The organism is Alphaproteobacteria bacterium LSUCC0396, from assembly GCA_041228345.1.
Lineage (GTDB): Bacteria > Pseudomonadota > Alphaproteobacteria > Puniceispirillales > Puniceispirillaceae > UBA3439.
In genome coordinates this window covers 456,440-475,914 of record CP166131.1, presented here as the reverse complement: position 1 = coordinate 475,914, position 19,475 = coordinate 456,440, and the positions used below count along the sequence as shown (strand labels likewise).

Sequence of the window (19,475 nt, the reverse complement as noted above, 5' to 3'; positions counted from 1 at the left end):
TCTACCACTCCTTGCGGCCGATAAGGCGCTGCGACAATAGAATTGCGATTTTCTGTTCACTGGCAAAGGTTGCGTATAAGGCGGCATCCACAGTCGGCCCAACCTCGTCTGGGCTGTTACAGCGCATCACCTCGGCCCCCATCATTTCAAAGCTGGTCTGGGTGGCCCGCGCCATTGGTACCTGCCATGAATTAAATTCGCCAAATTCGCCGCGCATACTAACGATCGTCAAAAACGGAAAATTACAATTTGTGACAAGGCTTAGCATGTTTACACAATTGCCAACGCCGCTTGACTGCATCAACAGCACCGATTTTTTGCCGCCAAGCCATGCGCCGCATGATGACGCAACGCCTTCTTCTTCGGTGGTTAAAACAATAGGGTGCATATCAGGATCAGCATGGATGCGCCGGATCAGATGCGCGTGACCGGCATCTGGCACATAAGGGACTTGGCTGACCCCGGCCTTTTTAAAAGCGTTATAGATATCATCTTCCCAGACATGGGGGGTAGAACTAGCCATTTGCTCACTCATTCGTCGGGTTTCATGTGGATGTCGCAGGATGTAGCGTCAGGATAATGGATCAAAATAATGGGTCAAAATACAACTTAGTCAGTCAAGCCTCTATGCCAGCCTCTACGCCAGCAGAACGCCAGCTGGTATTTTCACGATAAATAGGAAAAGCCCGATGAGGCAACCAGCAAATGCAGTCACTTTGAAAATATTTCCAGCACAGCTTTCCTATCAGCATTGGCATAGAGATTTTTTGCTGGCAGTCTAAATCTTGGCGCGATAATTGGCGATTATGGCAGGATTGTCGGTACAGACATTGTGGCGTTTTTATCAAGCAGAGCCTGAGTAGAGGGAGATCGAAATCATGGAAACCTATCAGCATTATATTAATGGGGCGTTGTGCGATCCGGCATCGGGCGAATGGTTTGACAGTGAAAATCCATATACCAGCGAGGTTTGGGCCAAAATTGCCCGCGGTAATGCCGATGATGTGAACGCCGCCGTTACCGCTGCTAAAGCCGCATTTGACGGTGTTTGGGGAGAAACCGGGCCGACTGCGCGCGGCAAGCTGTTGGTTAAGCTGGCAGAAATCATCGAACGCGAGGCATCTCGTCTTGGCGAGATTGAGGTTCGGGATAATGGCAAGCTGATTGCGGAAATGGGCGCGCAAACCAAATATCTGGCCGAATGGTACCGTTATTTTGGCGGCCTTGCCGACAAGATCGAAGGTGCAGTGATTCCGTCTGACAAGCCGGGTATTTTCAATTTCACCCGTTATGAGCCGCTTGGCGTTATTGGCATGATTACCGCGTGGAATTCACCATTGCTATTGCTGGCTTGGAAATTAGCGCCGGCTTTGGCGGCGGGTAATACCGCGGTGATCAAGCCATCGGAATATACCTCGGCATCGACATTGGAATTCATGGCACTAGTCGAAGAGGCGGGTTTTCCTGCTGGTGTGGTGAATGCGGTGACCGGTTTTGGCCTTGAGGTTGGCGCCCCACTTGTTGATCACCCCCATATTGACAAAATTGCCTTTACCGGATCAGACCTGTCCGGTCAGAAAATCTATGAGGCAGCAGCCAAGAAAATCATGCCTGTGACACTGGAACTTGGCGGAAAATCACCAAATATTGTGTTTGAAGATGCTGATTTTGAAGCCGCCGTTATGGGGGCAATCTCGGGCATTTTTGCGGCCACTGGGCAGACCTGTATCGCGGGATCACGGTTGCTTGTTCAGCGGTCAATTCATGACAAATTCGTGAAGCGGCTGGTTGAGGTCGCCGGCGCGGCAAAAATTGGCGATCCAATGTCGACCGAGACCCATGTGGGGCCGGTGACAACTATGCCGCAATATGAAAAAATCATGGATTACATTAATATTGCCAAAGCCGAAGGCGCAAATTGTGTGCTTGGCGGTGATGCTTATCAGGGGCCGGGGGCAAAGGGTCGGCAATTTGTCCAGCCAACGATCTTTACCGGTGTTAATAATCAGATGCGGATCGCCCAAGAAGAGGTGTTTGGGCCGGTTCTATCCATCATCCCGTTTGATACGGAAGACGAGGCAATTGCCATCGGTAATGATATTGTTTACGGGCTGGCGGCTGGGGTATGGACAAGCGATATTGGCCGTGCCTTGCGAATGTCGGAAAGGCTGAAGGCGGGAACCGTCTGGGTGAACACTTACCGCGCGGTTAGCTTTACCTCGCCATTTGGCGGTTACAAGCGAAGTGGCCAAGGGCGTGAGAGTGGCAAAGAGTCGATCAAGGAATTTTTGCAGATCAAGTCTGTCTGGATTGCCCAGCAAACAACCGCGGCCAACCCGTTCATCATGCGCTAGGCGGCGCGTCTGGCCGAAAGTCGCTGGATAATTGCGGGTTTTGGCTGGTCAATCTGTCCATGGAAATAATCAATTTTGATAAAATTATCGGAAAGGCGGGCTAAAAGCTCGCCCTCCTCTAGTAAATAGTCAGGGTTGCTTGGCCTGCCAAACGCCGCATTGCCATTGCCAAAGGTCTCATAGGCGATGTAACCGCCAGCGCCGACGAGCCTAAAAACATCATCAAGCCGCGGCCGGTACAGATAATTTGTGACCAGAACAACATCGAAACTCTTGCCGGAAAACGGCCAGCTTGCGTCAGTTTCCAGATCAAAATGACAGGTAGTTATGTCGCTGCATCTGGCTTTTAATGCAGCGAGGGCAGCCTGATCACGATCAACCGCTAGAATGTCAAAGCGATCCGGATAGGCCGCCGCCAAAGCCGTGCTATGACGGCCCTGACCTGACGCAATATCAATCAGCCGGGCGCCCGCTGGCCAGTTGCTTGCCTGCTGCATAATCCAGCTTGAAGGCGGCAATAAGGGGGCTATATCCATCACGATGCGGCCCTGTTACTGGTAAAGAAACTGGTCAGAGCGGCGAGGGTTTCAGCTGGCGATTCCTCGGCCAGAAAATGCCCGCCACTAATGGCTTGGCCCTCGACATGATCAGCCACTTTCTGCCATTCGCTGATCACATCATAATAGCCGCCAACAAACCCGATATCGCCCCATAGCGCCAGCACCGGCATTGCCAGTTTTTTGCCCCTATCGGCGGCATCATGCTCAAGATCAATGCTGCCTGCAGCCCGGTAGTCTTCGCAGCTGGCATGGATGGTCGCTGGATTTGAAAAACAGCGAAGATATTCGGCAAATGCCGCATCGGTGATCGCGCCTTCGGTACGCCCCCAATGGCCGGTCTTATGCTGCAGGAAAAACGCTGGATCATGGCCAATTAAATTCTCTGGAAAGGGCGCAGGCTGGATCAGGAAAAACCAATGGTAATAGGCCGTGGCAAAGACCTTGTCAGTCGCCTCATACATCGCCGCGGTTGGCACGATATCCAGCACCGCAAGACTGCTCACTGCGTCTGGGTAATCACGGGCAAGCCGGTGCGCGACGCGGCCGCCGCGATCATGCCCAGCAACAGCAAAATTTTTATGGCCCAAGGCCCGCATGACGGCGATCATATCCGCTGCCATGGCACGCTTTGAATAGGGGCTATGCGTTGCGTCGGTTTGCGGTTTGTCACTGTCGCCATAGCCGCGCAGATCAGGAATAACAACGCTGAATTGCTGGGCTAGTTGCGGTGCAATCTTGTGCCACATATAGCCGGTTTGCGGATAGCCATGCAGCAGCAATAATGGCGGGCCGTTCCCGGCAACGCGCAGATGGATGCCAACACCATCATGCTCGATCCGCATGCCAATAAAGCTATCGGCAAAACTATCGGTAAACTCAACGCTGACAGCCATCGCTGTGCCCACTCCTTCATATGTTCCGTTTATGTGTTACGCGGTTTTTGCCCATGGTTCAAAAAATTCTTTGGTTTTTCAAACAGAATAAACTTGGCAAGCGCTCTCGAAAGTCGTCAAATTTCCCCAGTTCACTTAACCATCATTACATAGAATGGATGCCGCAAAATGACCAAACAACTCAGCGATTTTCCCCGTGTTTCTCTTTGTCATCAGCCAACGCCATTAGAGGCAATGCCGCGCCTGACATCGGCGCTTGGCGGGCCAAAGCTGTGGATTAAGCGTGATGATTGCACTGGCCTTGCGACCGGTGGAAATAAAACCCGAAAGCTTGAATTTTTGATTGCCGATGCGATTGAAAAGGGCGCTGACATGCTGGTGACCCAAGGTGCGGTTCAATCAAACCATGTCCGCCAAACCGCAGCGGCTGCCTGTAAATTTGGTCTTGATTGCCACGCATTGCTGGAACGCCGGGTGCCTGATCGGGCGGCAGATTACGAAACAACCGGCAATGTGCTGTTTGACCAGATGTTTGGGACAACGCTGGAATTTCGTGCCGCGGGCCTTGATATGAATGCTGAGGCGCGCGCCGTGACTGAAAAGCTGGCTGCGTCCGGACGCAAACCCTATTTTATTCCGGGTGGTGGATCAAACGAGATTGGCGCCTTGGGGTATGTTTCATGCGCCTATGAGCTGCTTGAGCAGATTAAAGCCAATAGTTTGAATGTCGGCTGGATCGTCCTTGCAACGGGCAGTTCAGGAACCCATGCCGGCATCCTTGCCGGATTGCACGCGGCCGGATCAAATATTCCGGTGATGGGGATCAGCGTTCGCCAGCCCGAGGATAAACAGATCGCGCTGGTGCATAAATTGGCCGAAAGCACGGCGGCGCTGCTTACAGACGAGCCGCTTGGCGTTGAAAAGGTGATTGTCGATGACGGCTATGTTGGCAAGGGCTATGGCCAACCGACCGAGGGCACAATTGCGGCGATTAATTTGATCGCGCGTCGTGAAGGTGTGTTGCTTGATCCGGTATATTCGGGCAAGGGTCTTGCTGGCATGATCGGGCTGATTGAGCAGAATTATTTTGATACGGATAAGGATGTTATCTTCCTGCATACCGGCGGGGCGGCAGCCTTGTTTGCCTATAGTAGTCAATTGGCAGTGCCAGCGGAATAATGCGTTTGCTGCCACATTCTTGTGTTGGCAAGAATCGCAAATTTGGCAGATATCGCAAATTTGGCAGGTGTCACTAAATTGGCAGGAATCGCAAATTTGGCAGTGTCGGACATTGCATGGCAAAATATAAAGCTATGATTTTTCATCCCTTTTTATGGATTTTGGCCGTTAGCGGGCGTCACGCCCGTATCCTGCTGCCGCTTGGGGTTGTTCTGGCCTTGTTATTGCCAAGCAGTGATGGGTTTTTCAAGCCTGCGGCCCCGTTTATCCTTGCTGTTTTGGCCGGGGCGGCGCTTGTTCGCCTTGATATTGGGGCGGTGCTGAAGGCGGCGTTAAAGCCCCAACGGCTGCTCAGAAATTTTGCGATTTCACTTGGTCTTTTGCTGGTTGCGCCGGTGCTGTTTTTCACCCTAGCAAAATCGTTTGGCCTGTCGCATCACCTGTTGCCGCTGATCACTTGGTATGCGGTGGCGCCGCCGGTTGGAACGACGATCTGGATGTGTGTTTTTCTGGGCTTTACCGCACCAATCGCAATGGAAATAGTCTTGCTGACTAATCTGTTGGCGCCCTTTACCGGCCCTTTTATCGGTGAATATCTGCTTGGGGCTGCGGTGCCGGTTTCATCGGCGATGCTGTGTTTGCGGCTTGGTACGATCCTTGGTGGCGGGTTGATGCTGGCCGTGCTCACAAAGAAAATCTTGGGTGAGGCGCGTATCGAGGCTAACCGTCACCAGCTCGATGGCGTGTCGACGGTCGCAATGCTGTTGTTTTTACTGCCAGTTTTTGATGGTATTGGCGCGATTACCATGATGATGCCGTGGCTTGCGATGGCCTGTCTTGGACTTGCTTGCGGGTTGAATTTTGGCTCGCAATTACTGGTTTTTATCGGCGGTCATATGATCCGCCGCGGTGGTACATCCGCAGGATTTGGCACGCTGCCCGGGGGGACACGTTCGGTTGCTGTGGTTGCGGGCAACCGTAATCTTGGCCTTTATTTTGCGGCGTTGCCGCCTGATCCGGTTTTTGCGTTATTTGTTGCGGCGTATCAATTGCCGCTTTATCTGACCCCGATGGTGGCAGGCTGGTTTGGCGACCGGTCACGCCAGCGCTAGGCGATATGGTCAGCTTTGATAATAGATTTTGCCGGCAGGTTCTGTGATGAGGTTATATGTCGAATTCTGATTATTTTGCTTTAACCGCCAGTCAAACCCGCCGGAACGCGATGGTTGATGCGTTGCGGGCGCCTTGCTATGCGCTCGGCATTACAATGGCCGGGTTTTCGACGATTGCACGCGAGTCCGGATTTGATTTCTGGATGGCGTTGGTAACGTCGCTTGGGGTGTGGGGAATGCCGGGGCAGGTCGCCTTTGCCAGCCTTTATTCGGCAGGAGCGTCACTATTTATCATTTTTGTGGCGGTGTCACTGGCGAATATGCGGATGCTGCTGATGGTGATTTCTGCTGCTGATATGATGCATTTAAAATCACATAATCTGCCGGTCTGGAAGCGTATTTTCTGGATGCAGTTTTTGGCGATTACCGCATGGGCGAATTTGGGGCTGGCTCAACAGAAATACCCGCCACATCTGCTTTTGCCGTATTATCAAGGGTTCGCCCTTACGATTTTCACCTTTGGTATTCTTGGCACTGTTTTTGGGTTTTTCCTCAGTGACCTCTTGCCGGCAGACATTCTTCGCGTGGTGATCTTTATTACGCCAATTTATATTCTGTTACTGATCATCAATGCGCGGCAAAAGGCCAACCGGCTTGCGGTTTTGATTGGCGGTGTCTTAAGTCCGATATTCTTTCCCTTTGCTGGTGAATGGGCGATTTTGCTTGCTGGTGTGATTGGCGGCAGTCTTGCCAGCCTTTACAGCCGCTATGTTGCCAAATGGCATCTCGAGCCGGTGCAATAGGCGATGATCATGGAGTGGAAACCCTGATGGAAGATTACGGTTTATTCCAATCTTGGTTGGCGGTGTTATGTGCGATTGTCGGAACGATTATCTGGCGGATTGCCGGTGTTATTCTGGCCGCGCGAATACCGGCAGATGGGCCGATAATGGGATGGGTGAACACAATGGCCTATGCGATGGTTGCGGCGGTTCTGCTGCTTATTCTGGTGCATCCTTCCGGGGTCTTGGCAACAACTAGCCTCGACCAGCGGCTGGTTGGGCTGGGTGTTGGGTTGTTGGCAATGTTTTTTAGCAAACGGCTAATTCCGTCACTGCTGTGCGGTATTGGCGCGTTTGCGCTGGCGATCCAGTTTATCTAGCGGCGTTTGACCACAGAAGAGGCCTGAAAAAACTATTTAAAACGGTAGCGCCTCACCAAGGTAATTTTCGAAGATGCCGGTAGTGGCAAGGTCAAGCGCATCAAATCGGGCCAGCAATCCAGCCGCACTATCTGCGGCAGAAACATCAGCAGATGGCCCGCCCATATCGGTGCGCACCCACCCCGGATGATAGGCACCAACGGCGATTCCGCGCGGGGCTAGTTCAACCGCGAGTGACCGCGCGATATTGGTTGCGGCTGCCTTTGATGCACGATAAATCGGCGCATTGCTGTTGGCGCGCTGCTGACTGCCCATAATCGACGAGATAACCGCGATTTTGCCTGTCATGGCCTCCGGCTGGCCGTTTGGCGATTTGCTTTCGAGTAAATGCGGTAGAAATGATCGTGCGGTGAAAAACACCCCAGCGACATTGGTCATAAGGACGGTTTCAATCGCACGACTATGATGGCTTGGATCTTCTAACCCGCCATAACTATTTAATATACCGGCATTACATACCAGAATGTCGATTTTACGGGTCATGCCAGCGGCGATTTGTTTCATGTCATTTTCGGCGGTGACGTCGAGGCCAAGCAGGGTGATTGCCGCATTGCTTTTGGCAAGGGCAACAAGATCAGGCGCTTCCATGATATTACGGGCGCAGGCGATAATTTGGTCACCGCGTGCGGCGGCTTGGCGGGTCATCTCAAATCCGATGCCACGATTGGCGCCGGTAATTAGCAGTGTCTTTGACATGGATTTTCTGTCTCTGGCTTATGCAGTTGGAATTTTTAACGGATAATGATGTATGGCGAACTGGCTAGGCCGCTGGATTGAGGATATGCGTATCAAACGGCGGACGACTAAATACCGCGCGCAGCATTGGCTCAAAATAGGCCAAAGGCTTGGTCGGGTAATCCGGATCAAACGCCATTTGATCCCAGTCACGACAAAACCGCTCGCAGCTGTCAAACCATTCATGGTCTCGGTAAATATCGCGCGCGTTTTTATCGACCCCCATCGCATCACCATAATAATACATTTGAAAAATGCCATGATGCTCGATAATCCACGTCACCTCAGCGCGGACATACGGCCGAATAATCGTGGCGGCAAGCTGGGAATGGTTCATCGGTGCCAGATCATCACCTAGGTCATGGATCAATGCGGCAACAATTAATTCGATATCGGCGCCATCTGCCTCTGCACGGGTGGCCGATTGCAGCGAATGCTCAAGCCGGTTCACCTTATAGCCAGCGAGCGATGTCTCAAGATTTTTCAGCGCCGCCATCAATCGTGCCGGTAGCGCGGTAACAAATTCGTCCTCTAGCTTGTTCAAAAGTGCATAATCTTCAGCTGTGCCCTCGTCCATACGGATAAAATTAACCTGCTGCATAATTTGCGCCTCCCAGCAACGGCAGAATTCGGGTTTAAACCCCACGGCGGCACCCTCCAAAGCACGACCCCAGAGGATGTTCCAAACGTAAGATCATAGAGTGGTTTGCTGCTGCAGATCAACCATACATGGCGTGCAAACTATCCGAGATCATTTCCTGCTGACGGGTCAGTTGCTGCCATTAAATCGGCCGTGGAAAGGCGGCGCTGGTAAGATTTTCTAAATAAATAATGTTAGATTTTACTTCGATTTCGGCAATGGTGACGCTAGGGTCATGCAGTTTGATAGCGACAACATCATCACTGCCCTTACCGATTGGCCTAAAAAATTTTGCGAGTTTAGCGAGTGTCTGAGCCATTGGACGTTTTCAAACCCCGGTTAAGGATTTATTAACTATGGTTTACTATTGTTAATGGCGGTTACTTTTTATTATGCAAAAATCTAATATGCCTGATTTAGTGCACATCATTGAAACATCGATTGACCGTTTGATTGCGCAATTGCCGTCAACACTGCTTATGGATTTTCCGCAATTGGCGATATTGATTTCGAACCCGAATGGCCGTTATGTCATTGCCGGGTTAGCAGTTGTTTTTGGGTTGCTTGGCCTTTGGGTTTTCCTCCGCGTGATCCAAATCATCCTAGTTGGTGGCACAAAACAATCATCAAAAACTGCTACTGATGGCGGGCAGGCTGGCAAGGATCGGGCTGTTATGACTGATAATGCGGGCGTTGGGACGGCAAATTCTGCCGGATTTCAGTTTTTTAGGCGCGGCAGCTGCAAAACTGCGGCGGATGATAATGCGGACTTGGCCGCCATAGAGCAGGAAATGCTTGCGGTGCGCCAGCTTTATGCTGATGGACATATTTTAAAGGATGTCTATGTTGCCGAGACCCGTCGCCTCTATGGTAAAGCCAAAGCCCTTCAAACGTAGCGCGCTAGACACATAAAGCCGCCAAAAAAGCGAGCCAGAAAACGCAATTATGGCTGGCTGCCAAAGTTAAGTTTTAGCAGTGACGCCGCATGTAATTGTTTTACAAAACCTGGTGTCACCACTGCAGCGCAATTTTCAGCAAATCACCGATGTGATTAAAGACGTTAATGAGATCCTTGCACCGCCAATTTCGGAATTGTCGATTGCGCGCGCCGGCAAACAGAGTTTCACCGGCCCTAATGGCATTAAAGGCACACGTTTCTACACCGAAATTGAGCGTCTTGGCGAATTTCTTATCGAATATGTTCTCAGTGGTGAACTTGACCGGATTTATGCCAATGCGAGCAAGCCGGGGCAAAATGCAACCCTCTAAGCTCACCAGCAAGCAGGCCCCGAAACCAAGAACTAAGAGTCAAGAACTAAGAACTAAGGGCGCTGGCAACCCATTTGTGAAAATGATGCGTTGGTGCATCCATAATTGCGGAAAATTTACCGCCATCAAAGCCGCTGGCATGACGACCTTTTTGCATACCCTCAACGACAAACACATCCTCAACAAAAATATCTCGCCACATTTTGCTGTTGGTGCTGCGCATGGCGGCAAAATCTGATTCCATTGCCTCTGGCTGGGCATAGTAAATCTCAATATTTTCGATCGTGCGGTCTGGCCCATCAGGCATCAGGATGATGCCATAGCAATGATCACGGTGAACGCCAAGAAGCAGATTGGGGAACAGCGCGACATATTCGGCGCCTGACATCCATTGCGCCGATAGCCCATTGAAATTTGGGAACGAGCGGCCGTCATCACTGATTTGCGGCGCATAAACCGTCGACCCCTGACCGGCATAGCACGGAACCGGCATAATATTGTAATGATCCTCCAGCCGCGAATAGCTGTTAAGGCCCGGATGGATGAAGGGCAGGTGATACGCCTCGCAGTAATTTTCTACGGCGAGTTTCCAATTGCAATTAACCGTCAGACTGAATGATGAGTCTGCCCCGCTGTGGTAAATCGGCTGGTCAAATTCCTGCCACCGGTCAACCAAATCACTGGCATAAATTTCGAACGCTGGCGCGTTTCCACCAATATTGACAAAAATAATGTCACGCCAGACATGGGCGCGCACCTCGTTAAGTGGATAATCGCAATGATTGAGAGTTTCATGCTCATGCACATCCGGCCCGCCAATATGCGGTGTTTTGCGAAGCTGTCCGTTTAGATCATACGCCCAAGCATGATAGGGGCAGGTGATCGGGCCGCGTAGCTGTTGACTGTCGCTGATGAGGATCATGCCGCGGTGCCGGCACACATTCTCAAAAACTTTAATTCCATTATCCTGATTGCGGACCATCAATAATGGTAATCCGGCAAAATCAATCGGCTTGACCCATCCCGGTTTTGGCAGGTCCTTGCCAAAACCTATGGCGGCCCAATTGTCTCGGAACAATGTGTTTTGTTCATGTTTGTATATCTGGTCATCGACATAACAGCCGTTGGGCAGGCCATTGGCGGTTTCGATCGGTGCTTTTACATTGGCAAGATCAAACATTTCTGGTCTCCTCACCTAAATTGGGTCGATAAGGGGATAAAAGATTGCGTCGCTAATCAATCTTTGCCGATAACGATGCCCTGTCTGTCTTGCCTGCGGCATGTTAAGTCGCGTTTGAACCATGGGAATTTGAAAGAATGCCATCCTCGAAGACATCGTTTCGCCCCGAAACCGTTCATCAGCAGCTTGATAAACGCTTTTACCGGCCTGTTACCGCAGCCCAGTTTCCGCAGCACCAGCTCCGGTATCGCAATCATGAGGCGGCGCAGAGCGTCGGTCTCGATCACCTTGATCAGGCGGAATGGTGTCGCCATTTTGGCCAGTTTCAGCCATTAGACGGCAGTTTTCCGGTGCCGTTGGCGCTATGCTATCACGGTCACCAATTCGGGCATTACAATCCCGATCTGGGGGATGGACGCGGGTTTTTATTTGCGCAAATGCGGGACCAGCAAAACCGGTTGATGGATTTTGGTACCAAAGGGTCGGGGACCACGCCGTTTTCACGCACTGCGGATGGGCGGCTGACGTTAAAAGGTGCGGTTCGGGAAATTCTCGCAACTGAAATGCTAACCGCGCTTGATGTCACAACGTCACGCAGTTTTTCGGTAATTGAAACCGGCGAGAGCCTGCGGCGCAATGACGAGCCATCGCCAACCCGGTCGGCGGTTTTGGTCAGGCTGTCGCACAGCCATATTCGGATCGGCAGTTTTCAGCGGCTCGCCTATATGGATGATATAGAGGGTGTCGAGGTTTTGGCGCGTCATGTGGCGCGGCATTATTTTGCTGACTCGGCAGTGATCAGCCCAACACCTGCCGGATTATCTGCTGGCACCGATCATGAGGCGCCGCTGGATGCTGATGCGCCGCTGGCCGAGCTGTTGCCGGCATTGCTAAGCCGCATCGCCGCCGCGATTGCCGATACAGCCGGTCGCTGGCTAGCGGCTGGTTTTGTCCATGGCGTGCTAAACACCGACAATTTTAATGTAACTGGCGAGAGTTTCGATTATGGCCCATGGCGATTTTTGCCGCATTTTGAGCCAGGGCTGACGGCTGCCTATTTTGATCAGACGGGACGCTATGCTTATGGGCGGCAATCGGATGCGGCGCTGTGGGCGGTTTGCCGTTTGGCTGATTGTTTTGTCAAGCTTGTGCCGCAAAAAGACCTCGAGGAGCGGCTCGCCGCCTTTTACCCGTTGCTGGAGGCACGCTTGGCCAGGCAGATCCAATGGCGCCTTGGAATTGTCTTTGATAATGATGATGCCGCGCGTGATGCGGCGCTGGCGCGTGATGTCTTTACAGCGGCGAAACAAAGCCAATACGGGTTTGATCAGATTTTCCATGATCTTTATGGCGGCGGGGCGCGTGTTAGCGGCTATGAAGATGATTATTGGCAACCGGTTCTTGACTATTTGCAAGATGCGCGCCCCCGCAATCCGGCTGCGCTTGATCATCCGCATTTTCAATCGGCAAAAGCGCTGTCGATGACGATTGACGAGGTCGAGGCGATCTGGGCACCGATTGCTGCCAGCGATGACTGGTCTCTTTTGGCAGATAAAATTGCGGCAATTCACCAGATGCGTAAGGCCTATGGCGATGATCATAATCTGCCCTTGCCGACAATTATTGACGGTTCCGCTATTAACGGGCCTTGCTATTAATGAGCCTATAAATAGAGCGCCTAGCAGCTAGAGCTGATTTGGTGCCCTAGAGCTGATTTGGTGCCATTGTACGATTCATTACCTCGCGAAGGACAAAATTACTCTCCATGCGCAAAACATGGGGCAATGCCGATAGATAGGTCGAATGGACACGACCAAAATCATTCACATCGCGTGCCGCAACCCGCAAAATATAATCACTTTCACCAGCAATTAGAAAACAGGCTAGAACCTGCGGTATTTTGGCAACCGCGGCCTCAAATTCAGCCATCATCTCGGCCGATTGCCCCTTTAACGTGATATGTAAGAGAACCAGCACATCATGCCCCATCTTGGCGGCGTCCAATTTCGCATGATAGCCGTCGATCACCCCGCTATTTTCCAATTGGGCAACACGCCGTAAACAGGCCGAGGGCGACAGCCCCACCTGATTGGCAAGATCGACATTCGAAATCCGCGCGTTATCTTGCAGGGCGGTTAAAATTGATCGATCAATCCGATCCATTTCACTTTCCATTTCTCTCGCAAAGGTATTTAGAACAATATTGCGTACTTAGTTTATTTATTCAAATAAAATTTGAATATTTATATTTTCCTAACAAGATAAAGCAATGAAACACCATTAAATTTCACATAATCTATTCCCTAGTCTGGATGTTAATCATACTGCCATGATCATTCTGTTTCGACATCGCTGTCAGGACAGATGCAGTTCTGATTGAGCAAAATTGGTCTATGACCCGGGCTGGGATGGGGCGGTCGTCACACCGGATCATGTTATGGGAGAAGTGAAAATGCTTGTTGGCGTTCCAAAGGAAATTAAGACGCGGGAATTCCGCGTAGGGTTGGTTCCAAGTTCGGTTGCAGAATTGGTAAATCGTGGTCATCAGGTTCTGGTTGAAACTGGTGCCGGTGCGGGTATTGGCGCCGATGATGATGAATATCGCGCAGCTGGTGCAGATATTGCCGCATCAGCAGCCGACGTATTCGCTGCCGCTGATATGATCGTCAAAGTTAAGGAACCGCAGCCAAACGAATGGGTGCAGTTATCGCCAAACCAGATTTTATTTACCTATCTGCATCTTGCCGCTGATGCAGCACAGGCGCATGGGCTTGCCGCGTCAGGCTGTACGGCGATCGCTTATGAAACCATTACCGATGATCAGGGCGGATTACCGTTGCTGGCACCGATGAGTGAAGTTGCCGGTCGGCTTGCGGTGATCGAAGGAGCATCGCATCTAAAGGCCAATGCGGGCGGGCGCGGCGTGCTGATTTCAGGCGTGCCCGGCACAGCACCGGCAGATGTGTTGGTTGTTGGCGGCGGTGTTGTCGGGGTAAATGCGGCGAAAATGGCCGTTGGCCTTGGCGCGCGGGTGACTGTTTTTGATCGTTCAGTCCCGCGGCTTCGGTATTTATCCGATATTTTTGGCAATAGCATCACAACCCGCTATTCAAGCAATGCAGTGCTTGCCGAGGCGATTAAATCTGCCGATATGGTCATCGGCGCGGTCCTGATCCCGGGCGCGGCGGCACCAAAGCTGATTTCACGCGCACAATTGGCGACCATGCGGCCTGGTGCCGTTCTGGTCGATGTGGCGATTGATCAGGGTGGCTGTTTCGAGACCTCGAGGGCGACAACACATGATGACCCGACCTATATGGTCGATGGCATTGTGCATTATTGCGTTGCTAACATGCCGGGTTCGGTGCCGCGCACCTCGTCTGAGGCGTTGAATAATGCGACATTGCCACATGTTTTGGCCCTTGCCGATAAGGGGGTTGCCGCGCTTGATGATAACCCGCATTTGGCCAATGGTTTGAATGTTGCTGGCGGCAAGATTGTCTATCAGGCAGTTCTGGACGCGATTGGTGACACCGTCGCGGCCTAACGGCGTTTGGCTTTCGTGCTTTGATTTGCTGTCATTGCAGGCCAAAGAGTATCATAATTTGCAAAAGAGGCGGTAATTTTCTGCCTCTTTTTTGCATTTGCCGCAAAAATGATAGCCGGTATCAGTTTTTAAGTCGGGCTTTTGAGTTTGGGCTTTTGAGTGCAGGTTTTTGACGGTTGGGGACTTGTGATAAGCAATGCCCATTTTTTAGCAGATTTTGCGGTTGAAACCTGCTCTGGCCGGCCATTGTCCGCGCTAATCTCGGCAGGCAATGAATGCCACGCATAAAAAACATCCAATATCACCAAAAAGGGGTTGACCAGCGCCGAACATTGGCAGATAAAGCGCCCTGTTCTGGTGCGTCGCCAGAGCGTGCCTGCACAAATCCCGTGCATCAAAAGGGGCCATAGCTCAGCTGGGAGAGCGCCTGCTTTGCAAGCAGGAGGTCGTCGGTTCGATCCCGTCTGGCTCCACCAATTCTCAAAAATTCCAGCATGTCTCAAAAATCACGTATAGCGGCGAGACAATAGCCGTGGCCGTGATTTGTCGTGAAAATTTCCTTGTGCCGGATTGACCGGCTGGCCATGCCTCGTCAAACGTCGCTGATGCGGTGCAGGCGCGAATCAGGCGGCGGCTCGGCTGAGGGCAGGTTGCCGGTTTTGCCAAAAAACTAGTGCTTGAGTCGTTTCAATTTCAGCTGGTTAAGGCTTTTATTTGGCTAATTTAGTGATATTATGCTCAACTCATCTGGGCGGTTTGGAATAGAGACTAGGGAAAGCCATGCAACTGGATATGAAATTGTCTGACGATTCCTATTCGATGGCAGCGCGGGAACGCATGGTCATCGAGATTGAAGCGTTAATTGGGCGTCTTAATGAAGTTGGTTCAGCGCTTGCGATCCTGAATCTGTTTCGGCGCGCTGATATTGAGGTTGAAGGCAAAAAACGCCGATTGCGTGATTTTGCCGAAATTGATCTCGGCCCTGATCCGATGGCAGGCACATTTAAGGTGATTATTCACAATCCGGTTGCCATTGCCGGTGCCGTGGCCATTTTGAAGGAAAACCAATTCATCAATATCGATATGAGTTCGAAGCGTGAATTGAAAGTGGTCAAACCGCGCCTGACGGTGCAGCAGGAAGATGATTTGGAAACCGAGGTGAAACGGGTCACCAAATCAACGCTGGCAAAGCTGGCAGCTATAAAATCAGATGCACTGCAGCGGGTTCAGGCCGCAATCAAGGCCGAATATATCGAGCCAGCCGATGCCAAAAAATCGACGTTGCAGCTTGACCAATTAATTATTCAGGCATCAACCCATGCTGGTGTTTTGGGGCTGATCAGGCGCAAACAATTGATCGGCGGCGGGTTAACTTTTGAGGGGCCAGATGAAGAGGCGCTGTATAAACGGATTAATGATCGTGTTTATAAGGATGCTGCCGCGGAAATGGTCATGCCTAAAATTGATGAAACCGACGATTAACCAGTGGTGACCGGCGGCAATATCCATGATGATCCGCACAATGATTTAACGGACGCCGCGCCTGAAAATAGGCATGATGGATCGAAGACCACGCAGCCTGATGCGCCCGATAGATACAAGCCCAATCAGCGTCAAACCGCGATCAAAAGCTTGTTGGCTAACGCTGACGGCTCGCTTGATGACAAGCTAGCGACTGTGAAAACCGCGCATCATGTTGATAAAGACCGGTTCCAGAGCGCATTCCGTAGCCTGATGACATCATCAAGGTCTAAATAAAGCGGGATCAAGGTCTAAATAAAGCGGGATCAGGCTCTATATAAAACGGCGGCAAATCCCTGATAAAAAAGGGCGGGCCGGTTTGCGGCCCGCTTTGTTCGATGTTGTGATCGGTCGTGAGGCGCCCTTTATGCAGCCTTTACCAGCTTTTTCGGGTTGGCGTTTATGCTGATCTGCTTTGGCCGGTCCGCCTCGGGTACTTCGCGATACAGGAATATCGTCAAGATACCGTCGACAAACTGGGCATCGTCAATCTTCATATATTCGGCCAGCCTGAACATTTTTGAAAACCCGCGCTTGGCAATGCCCTGATGGATGTAGTTGCCGCGCTCTTCAGCCTTGTTGGCCTCAATTGTCAAAATGCCTTTCTCGGTCTGGATGCTGATCTCGTCACTGGAAAATCCTGCAAGCGCCAGTTCAATCCGGTAATGCTCGTCATCATCCTTGGCGATATTATAGGCCGGATAATTTGATTCCTTGCGCTCGGCCAGTGCGTTTAACTCATCAAACAGAGTATCAAAGCCAACAAACTGGCGCGCCATAGGTGTGGTAAAAAAAGTCATCGTCGTCATCTCCTTTTATAAAGCGAGTTGTCTGCCGTCTCCTCGAAAGCAAGCCGGCAGGTTTAGGTTTACATTGTGACCCGTTCTGGCGTCACAAAACTGATTTAAGAACTGCAAATCTGATTTCAAGACCCGTTTAGAGGCCGGTGCCAAATAATTGTTCAACTTGCCATCTGGCACGGTGAATTTGGCTGTCGCTCAAAATGTCTTCGATGCTGGCTTGGAACGCATCTAGCCGCTGCTTTATTTTTGGATGCGCGCCAGATCGCTGCTTGGCAATCAAGATCAAGCCAAGTGCCTTTTCCAGATCGCGTTCTGCCCCATTGCCATTGGCGTGCATCACGGCACAATTATATTGTGCGGCAACGTGATATCGTGCTGCTGCTAACCGATAAAAATGTGCAGCAAGCTGGAGGTTTTGCTGGATGCCACGTCCGGTTTCATACGATACCCCAAGATGAAACAACGCGCCGCTATGCCCGTCAGCGGCGGCCATGGTAAACCAGATGTTCGCCTTGGCATGGCTGCTGGCAGCATCGCCTTTTTGCTGCAGTAATTTGATCCCGGTCAGATAGTGAGCCTGTGCCTTGCTTTGCGGCTCGGCATGAAGCTTGCCGGCTGTTGCCAGTACAATGAGGATAACCCCAAACGTCAGAATCAAAACCCGTTTATAGCGGTCTGCGAACTTGTAATGGGTGGTGAACTGGCCAAGCATGCTGATAATATTCGTCATGTTTACTGCCTCCATAACTGGGCCGGTTGCATGGTGACAATGATATTTATGGCGGCAACCAGCCAATTGAATCCCTCAATAGTTTTCAATGGTAGCGATAAATAATTTAGAAATTGTTAATGTAAGGATGTTTTTTGCCAACAGGTTTTGCCAGCAGGTTTCACCAGCGTATTTTTGACAAGATTTGCCGGCGTGCTTTTGCTGTTCCATCTCTTGACAATCTGTGGGGTTTCGCATAAACCACAGTCCGGTTTGACGGTGGCCCTTTTTGAGATGGCCCCTGCGCATCAGGCATCAATTATCTGCGATTGTTACGATCACCGGATCGGCGGATCGCGAAATCTGGCGGATTGCTGGCGACACAGCAACGTCGGGGCATTAGAAAGAGCAAGAAAATGGCTGTTCCAAAGAGTAAGATTACCAAGTCCAAGCGTAACATGCGTCGCGCCCATGACGCATTGTCTTCGGATGCCTATGTTGAAGACAAGGTAACTGGTGAATTGCATCGCCCTCATCATATCGACCTTAAAACGGGTATGTATCGCGGCAAGCAGGTTCTAAAAGTTAAAGAACGCATCTAGTCAGCAGAGCATCATCAAGCGCGCGTCTTGCCCGGCAAGGCGGGCTTAATGTATAATCGCCGCTGTGGTAACAGGCATCATCACTCAATGAACAACAAAAGCGCAAAATTTGGAATTGGAGCGATCGTGCGTCATCGCGTTTACCCATTCCGCGGGGTTGTCGTTGATGTTGATCCGGAATTCGATAATACCGACGAATGGTATGAGGCCATTCCGGCCGAGGTGCGCCCGGCCAAGGATCAGCCCTTCTATCATTTGCTGGCGGAAAATTCTGACAGCTACTACACAGCTTATGTAAGTCAGCAGAACCTGCTGCCCGACGCGGAAAACGGTCCGGTCAGCCATCCTGACGTCGATGATATGTTCGATGGTCTGGATGGCGAACGCTATGTGCTGCACCCAGAGGCGTTTAACTAGGCCTGCACGCCGACAAAGCATCCGTTTTCAGGGGTGTCCCGACCGGCGTAACACAGTGCCAAAACGGCGCCCATGACTTATCAATCTTTTTCCCGAAAATTTCGCCACATTGACTTGAAAAAACAGTTCGGCACGTCTATCTATCCTAAATCAGGACTAAATTGGTCTTGATTATGATAATCATTCGCAAAACTGGCGGACTTAAAGGGTCTTTTGGCTTTTTGATATCGCTGGAAAAACCGAACAGATAGGCTGATATGCTGCGACTAAACCGGATGACCGATTATGCCATTGTTGTGCTTGGGGCGCTTGCCCACCGGCACGGCGATCTATTGGCGACGGCACAGCTGGCCGCGTTAACCGGACTGGCCCAACCGACTGTCGCAAAAGTATCGAAAATTCTGCTGGCGGCAAATCTGGTCGAGACCCAGCGCGGTGCGCGCGGCGGGTACCGGCTTGCCATGGCACCGGCAGATATTTCACTGGTTGATATTGTCGAGGCAATGGAAGGCCCGATTGCGGTTACCGATTGCGTCACCGGAGCACAAGACCCGTGCGCGGTTAGCAATTGCTGTTTTATGAGCAGTCACTGGAACCATGTTAATCTTGCTATCCGCAACGCGTTGAATGATGTCAGCCTCGAAGATTTAACCGATCCGGCGCAATTATTTCCGCTGCCGGAAACCCCATCCCTTGCAAAAGATGACCTGCAAATGCGCCGGCAATAGTCGG

Annotated in this window: 25 protein-coding genes and 1 tRNA gene; 15 read left to right on the top strand and 11 right to left on the bottom strand. The window is 51.3% G+C overall.

The window, feature by feature from the left end:
* Position 1: 1 nt before the first annotated feature.
* A complete protein-coding gene (locus AB8881_02375) occupies positions 2-523 on the bottom strand; it encodes a phosphonopyruvate decarboxylase (protein ID XDZ63747.1) in 522 nt (173 codons plus the stop codon).
* A 355-nt stretch (positions 524-878) separates the two neighbouring features.
* Here AB8881_02375 and AB8881_02370 point away from each other — a divergent pair, with 355 nt between their 5' ends.
* Positions 879-2,354, top strand: a complete 1,476-nt coding sequence (locus AB8881_02370; GenBank protein ID XDZ63746.1) for an aldehyde dehydrogenase — start codon at positions 879-881, stop codon at positions 2,352-2,354.
* Here the strand turns inward: AB8881_02370 and AB8881_02365 are convergent.
* A complete protein-coding gene (locus tag AB8881_02365; protein XDZ63745.1) occupies positions 2,351-2,890 on the bottom strand; it encodes a class I SAM-dependent methyltransferase in 540 nt (179 codons plus the stop codon). The two genes, AB8881_02370 and AB8881_02365, sit on opposite strands and share 4 nt — an antisense overlap.
* Positions 2,890-3,756 carry an alpha/beta fold hydrolase gene (locus tag AB8881_02360; GenBank protein XDZ64496.1) on the bottom strand — a complete coding sequence of 289 codons (867 nt, stop codon included), beginning with the start codon at positions 3,754-3,756 and terminating at the stop codon, positions 2,890-2,892. The genes AB8881_02365 and AB8881_02360 overlap by 1 nt, the downstream gene beginning before the upstream one ends.
* A gap of 219 nt (positions 3,757-3,975) precedes the next feature.
* Between AB8881_02360 and AB8881_02355 the strand changes: the two genes are divergently transcribed.
* The 4 genes from AB8881_02355 to AB8881_02340 all read left to right on the top strand — a co-directional run bounded on the left by AB8881_02355 (position 3,976) and on the right by AB8881_02340 (position 7,260).
* Complete coding sequence (locus AB8881_02355; protein ID XDZ63744.1) at positions 3,976-4,986, top strand: D-cysteine desulfhydrase; 1,011 nt, start codon at positions 3,976-3,978, stop codon at positions 4,984-4,986.
* Positions 4,987-5,102: 116 nt separating this feature from the next.
* Positions 5,103-6,098 (top strand): hypothetical protein, encoded by a 996-nt coding sequence (locus AB8881_02350; GenBank protein ID XDZ63743.1) that lies wholly within the window; start codon positions 5,103-5,105, stop codon positions 6,096-6,098.
* A gap of 56 nt (positions 6,099-6,154) precedes the next feature.
* A complete protein-coding gene (locus AB8881_02345) occupies positions 6,155-6,901 on the top strand; it encodes an AzlC family ABC transporter permease (protein ID XDZ63742.1) in 747 nt (248 codons plus the stop codon).
* Positions 6,877-7,260 (top strand): AzlD domain-containing protein, encoded by a 384-nt coding sequence (locus AB8881_02340; GenBank protein ID XDZ63741.1) that lies wholly within the window; start codon positions 6,877-6,879, stop codon positions 7,258-7,260. The genes AB8881_02345 and AB8881_02340 overlap by 25 nt, the downstream gene beginning before the upstream one ends.
* A gap of 36 nt (positions 7,261-7,296) precedes the next feature.
* Here the strand turns inward: AB8881_02340 and AB8881_02335 are convergent, their stop codons facing one another.
* The 3 genes from AB8881_02335 to AB8881_02325 form a co-directional block, all read right to left on the bottom strand.
* Positions 7,297-8,016 carry an SDR family NAD(P)-dependent oxidoreductase gene (locus tag AB8881_02335; protein ID XDZ63740.1) on the bottom strand — a complete coding sequence of 240 codons (720 nt, stop codon included), beginning with the start codon at positions 8,014-8,016 and terminating at the stop codon, positions 7,297-7,299.
* A gap of 64 nt (positions 8,017-8,080) precedes the next feature.
* Positions 8,081-8,656, bottom strand: coding sequence for an HD domain-containing protein (locus AB8881_02330; GenBank protein XDZ63739.1), 576 nt, complete (start codon positions 8,654-8,656; stop codon positions 8,081-8,083).
* A gap of 181 nt (positions 8,657-8,837) precedes the next feature.
* Complete coding sequence (locus tag AB8881_02325; protein ID XDZ63738.1) at positions 8,838-9,014, bottom strand: hypothetical protein; 177 nt, start codon at positions 9,012-9,014, stop codon at positions 8,838-8,840.
* 88 nt (positions 9,015-9,102) lie between these two features.
* On the opposite strand from AB8881_02325, the gene AB8881_02320 reads away from it, so the two are divergent.
* Both AB8881_02320 and AB8881_02315 read left to right on the top strand, forming a co-directional pair.
* Positions 9,103-9,591 carry a hypothetical protein gene (locus tag AB8881_02320; protein ID XDZ63737.1) on the top strand — a complete coding sequence of 163 codons (489 nt, stop codon included), beginning with the start codon at positions 9,103-9,105 and terminating at the stop codon, positions 9,589-9,591.
* Between the two features lie 112 nt (positions 9,592-9,703).
* Entirely contained in the window at positions 9,704-9,964 is a 261-nt protein-coding gene (locus tag AB8881_02315; protein XDZ63736.1) for a hypothetical protein, read from the top strand.
* Between the two features lie 46 nt (positions 9,965-10,010).
* On the opposite strand, the gene AB8881_02310 is transcribed toward AB8881_02315, so the two are convergent.
* Complete coding sequence (locus tag AB8881_02310; protein ID XDZ63735.1) at positions 10,011-11,144, bottom strand: aromatic ring-hydroxylating dioxygenase subunit alpha; 1,134 nt, start codon at positions 11,142-11,144, stop codon at positions 10,011-10,013.
* A gap of 137 nt (positions 11,145-11,281) precedes the next feature.
* Here AB8881_02310 and AB8881_02305 point away from each other — a divergent pair, with 137 nt between their 5' ends.
* On the top strand, positions 11,282-12,802 hold the full coding sequence (locus tag AB8881_02305; GenBank protein XDZ63734.1) for a protein adenylyltransferase SelO family protein: 1,521 nt from the start codon (positions 11,282-11,284) through the stop codon (positions 12,800-12,802).
* Between the two features lie 46 nt (positions 12,803-12,848).
* Here the strand turns inward: AB8881_02305 and AB8881_02300 are convergent, their stop codons facing one another.
* On the bottom strand, positions 12,849-13,307 hold the full coding sequence (locus tag AB8881_02300) for an Lrp/AsnC family transcriptional regulator (GenBank protein ID XDZ63733.1): 459 nt from the start codon (positions 13,305-13,307) through the stop codon (positions 12,849-12,851).
* A gap of 289 nt (positions 13,308-13,596) precedes the next feature.
* On the opposite strand from AB8881_02300, the gene ald reads away from it, so the two are divergent.
* The 4 genes from ald to AB8881_02280 all read left to right on the top strand — a co-directional run bounded on the left by ald (position 13,597) and on the right by AB8881_02280 (position 16,449).
* Positions 13,597-14,691 (top strand): alanine dehydrogenase, encoded by a 1,095-nt coding sequence (gene ald / locus AB8881_02295; GenBank protein ID XDZ64495.1) that lies wholly within the window; start codon positions 13,597-13,599, stop codon positions 14,689-14,691.
* Positions 14,692-15,091: 400 nt separating this feature from the next.
* A tRNA-Ala gene (locus AB8881_02290) sits at positions 15,092-15,167 on the top strand.
* A 322-nt stretch (positions 15,168-15,489) separates the two neighbouring features.
* On the top strand, positions 15,490-16,173 hold the full coding sequence (locus AB8881_02285; GenBank protein XDZ63732.1) for a hypothetical protein: 684 nt from the start codon (positions 15,490-15,492) through the stop codon (positions 16,171-16,173).
* Positions 16,174-16,179: 6 nt separating this feature from the next.
* Positions 16,180-16,449 (top strand): hypothetical protein, encoded by a 270-nt coding sequence (locus tag AB8881_02280; GenBank protein XDZ63731.1) that lies wholly within the window; start codon positions 16,180-16,182, stop codon positions 16,447-16,449.
* Between the two features lie 128 nt (positions 16,450-16,577).
* On the opposite strand, the gene AB8881_02275 is transcribed toward AB8881_02280, so the two are convergent.
* The 3 genes from AB8881_02275 to AB8881_02265 all read right to left on the bottom strand — a co-directional run bounded on the left by AB8881_02275 (position 16,578) and on the right by AB8881_02265 (position 17,955).
* Entirely contained in the window at positions 16,578-17,012 is a 435-nt protein-coding gene (locus AB8881_02275) for an Hsp20 family protein (protein ID XDZ63730.1), read from the bottom strand.
* Positions 17,013-17,148: 136 nt separating this feature from the next.
* The gene (locus tag AB8881_02270) at positions 17,149-17,745 is read right to left on the bottom strand and encodes a tetratricopeptide repeat protein (GenBank protein XDZ63729.1); all 597 of its coding nucleotides are present in this window, start codon (positions 17,743-17,745) and stop codon (positions 17,149-17,151) included.
* A gap of 75 nt (positions 17,746-17,820) precedes the next feature.
* Positions 17,821-17,955: a hypothetical protein gene (locus AB8881_02265; GenBank protein XDZ63728.1), complete on the bottom strand. Its 135-nt coding sequence runs from the start codon at positions 17,953-17,955 to the stop codon at positions 17,821-17,823.
* A 185-nt stretch (positions 17,956-18,140) separates the two neighbouring features.
* Between AB8881_02265 and rpmF the strand changes: the two genes are divergently transcribed.
* The 3 genes from rpmF (at position 18,141) to AB8881_02250 (ending at position 19,471) form a co-directional block, all read left to right on the top strand.
* Positions 18,141-18,326 carry a 50S ribosomal protein L32 gene (gene rpmF / locus AB8881_02260; GenBank protein XDZ63727.1) on the top strand — a complete coding sequence of 62 codons (186 nt, stop codon included), beginning with the start codon at positions 18,141-18,143 and terminating at the stop codon, positions 18,324-18,326.
* Between the two features lie 87 nt (positions 18,327-18,413).
* Positions 18,414-18,743, top strand: a complete 330-nt coding sequence (hspQ, locus tag AB8881_02255) for a heat shock protein HspQ (protein XDZ63726.1) — start codon at positions 18,414-18,416, stop codon at positions 18,741-18,743.
* A gap of 257 nt (positions 18,744-19,000) precedes the next feature.
* Positions 19,001-19,471: an SUF system Fe-S cluster assembly regulator gene (locus tag AB8881_02250; GenBank protein ID XDZ63725.1), complete on the top strand. Its 471-nt coding sequence runs from the start codon at positions 19,001-19,003 to the stop codon at positions 19,469-19,471.
* Positions 19,472-19,475 lie beyond the last annotated feature (4 nt).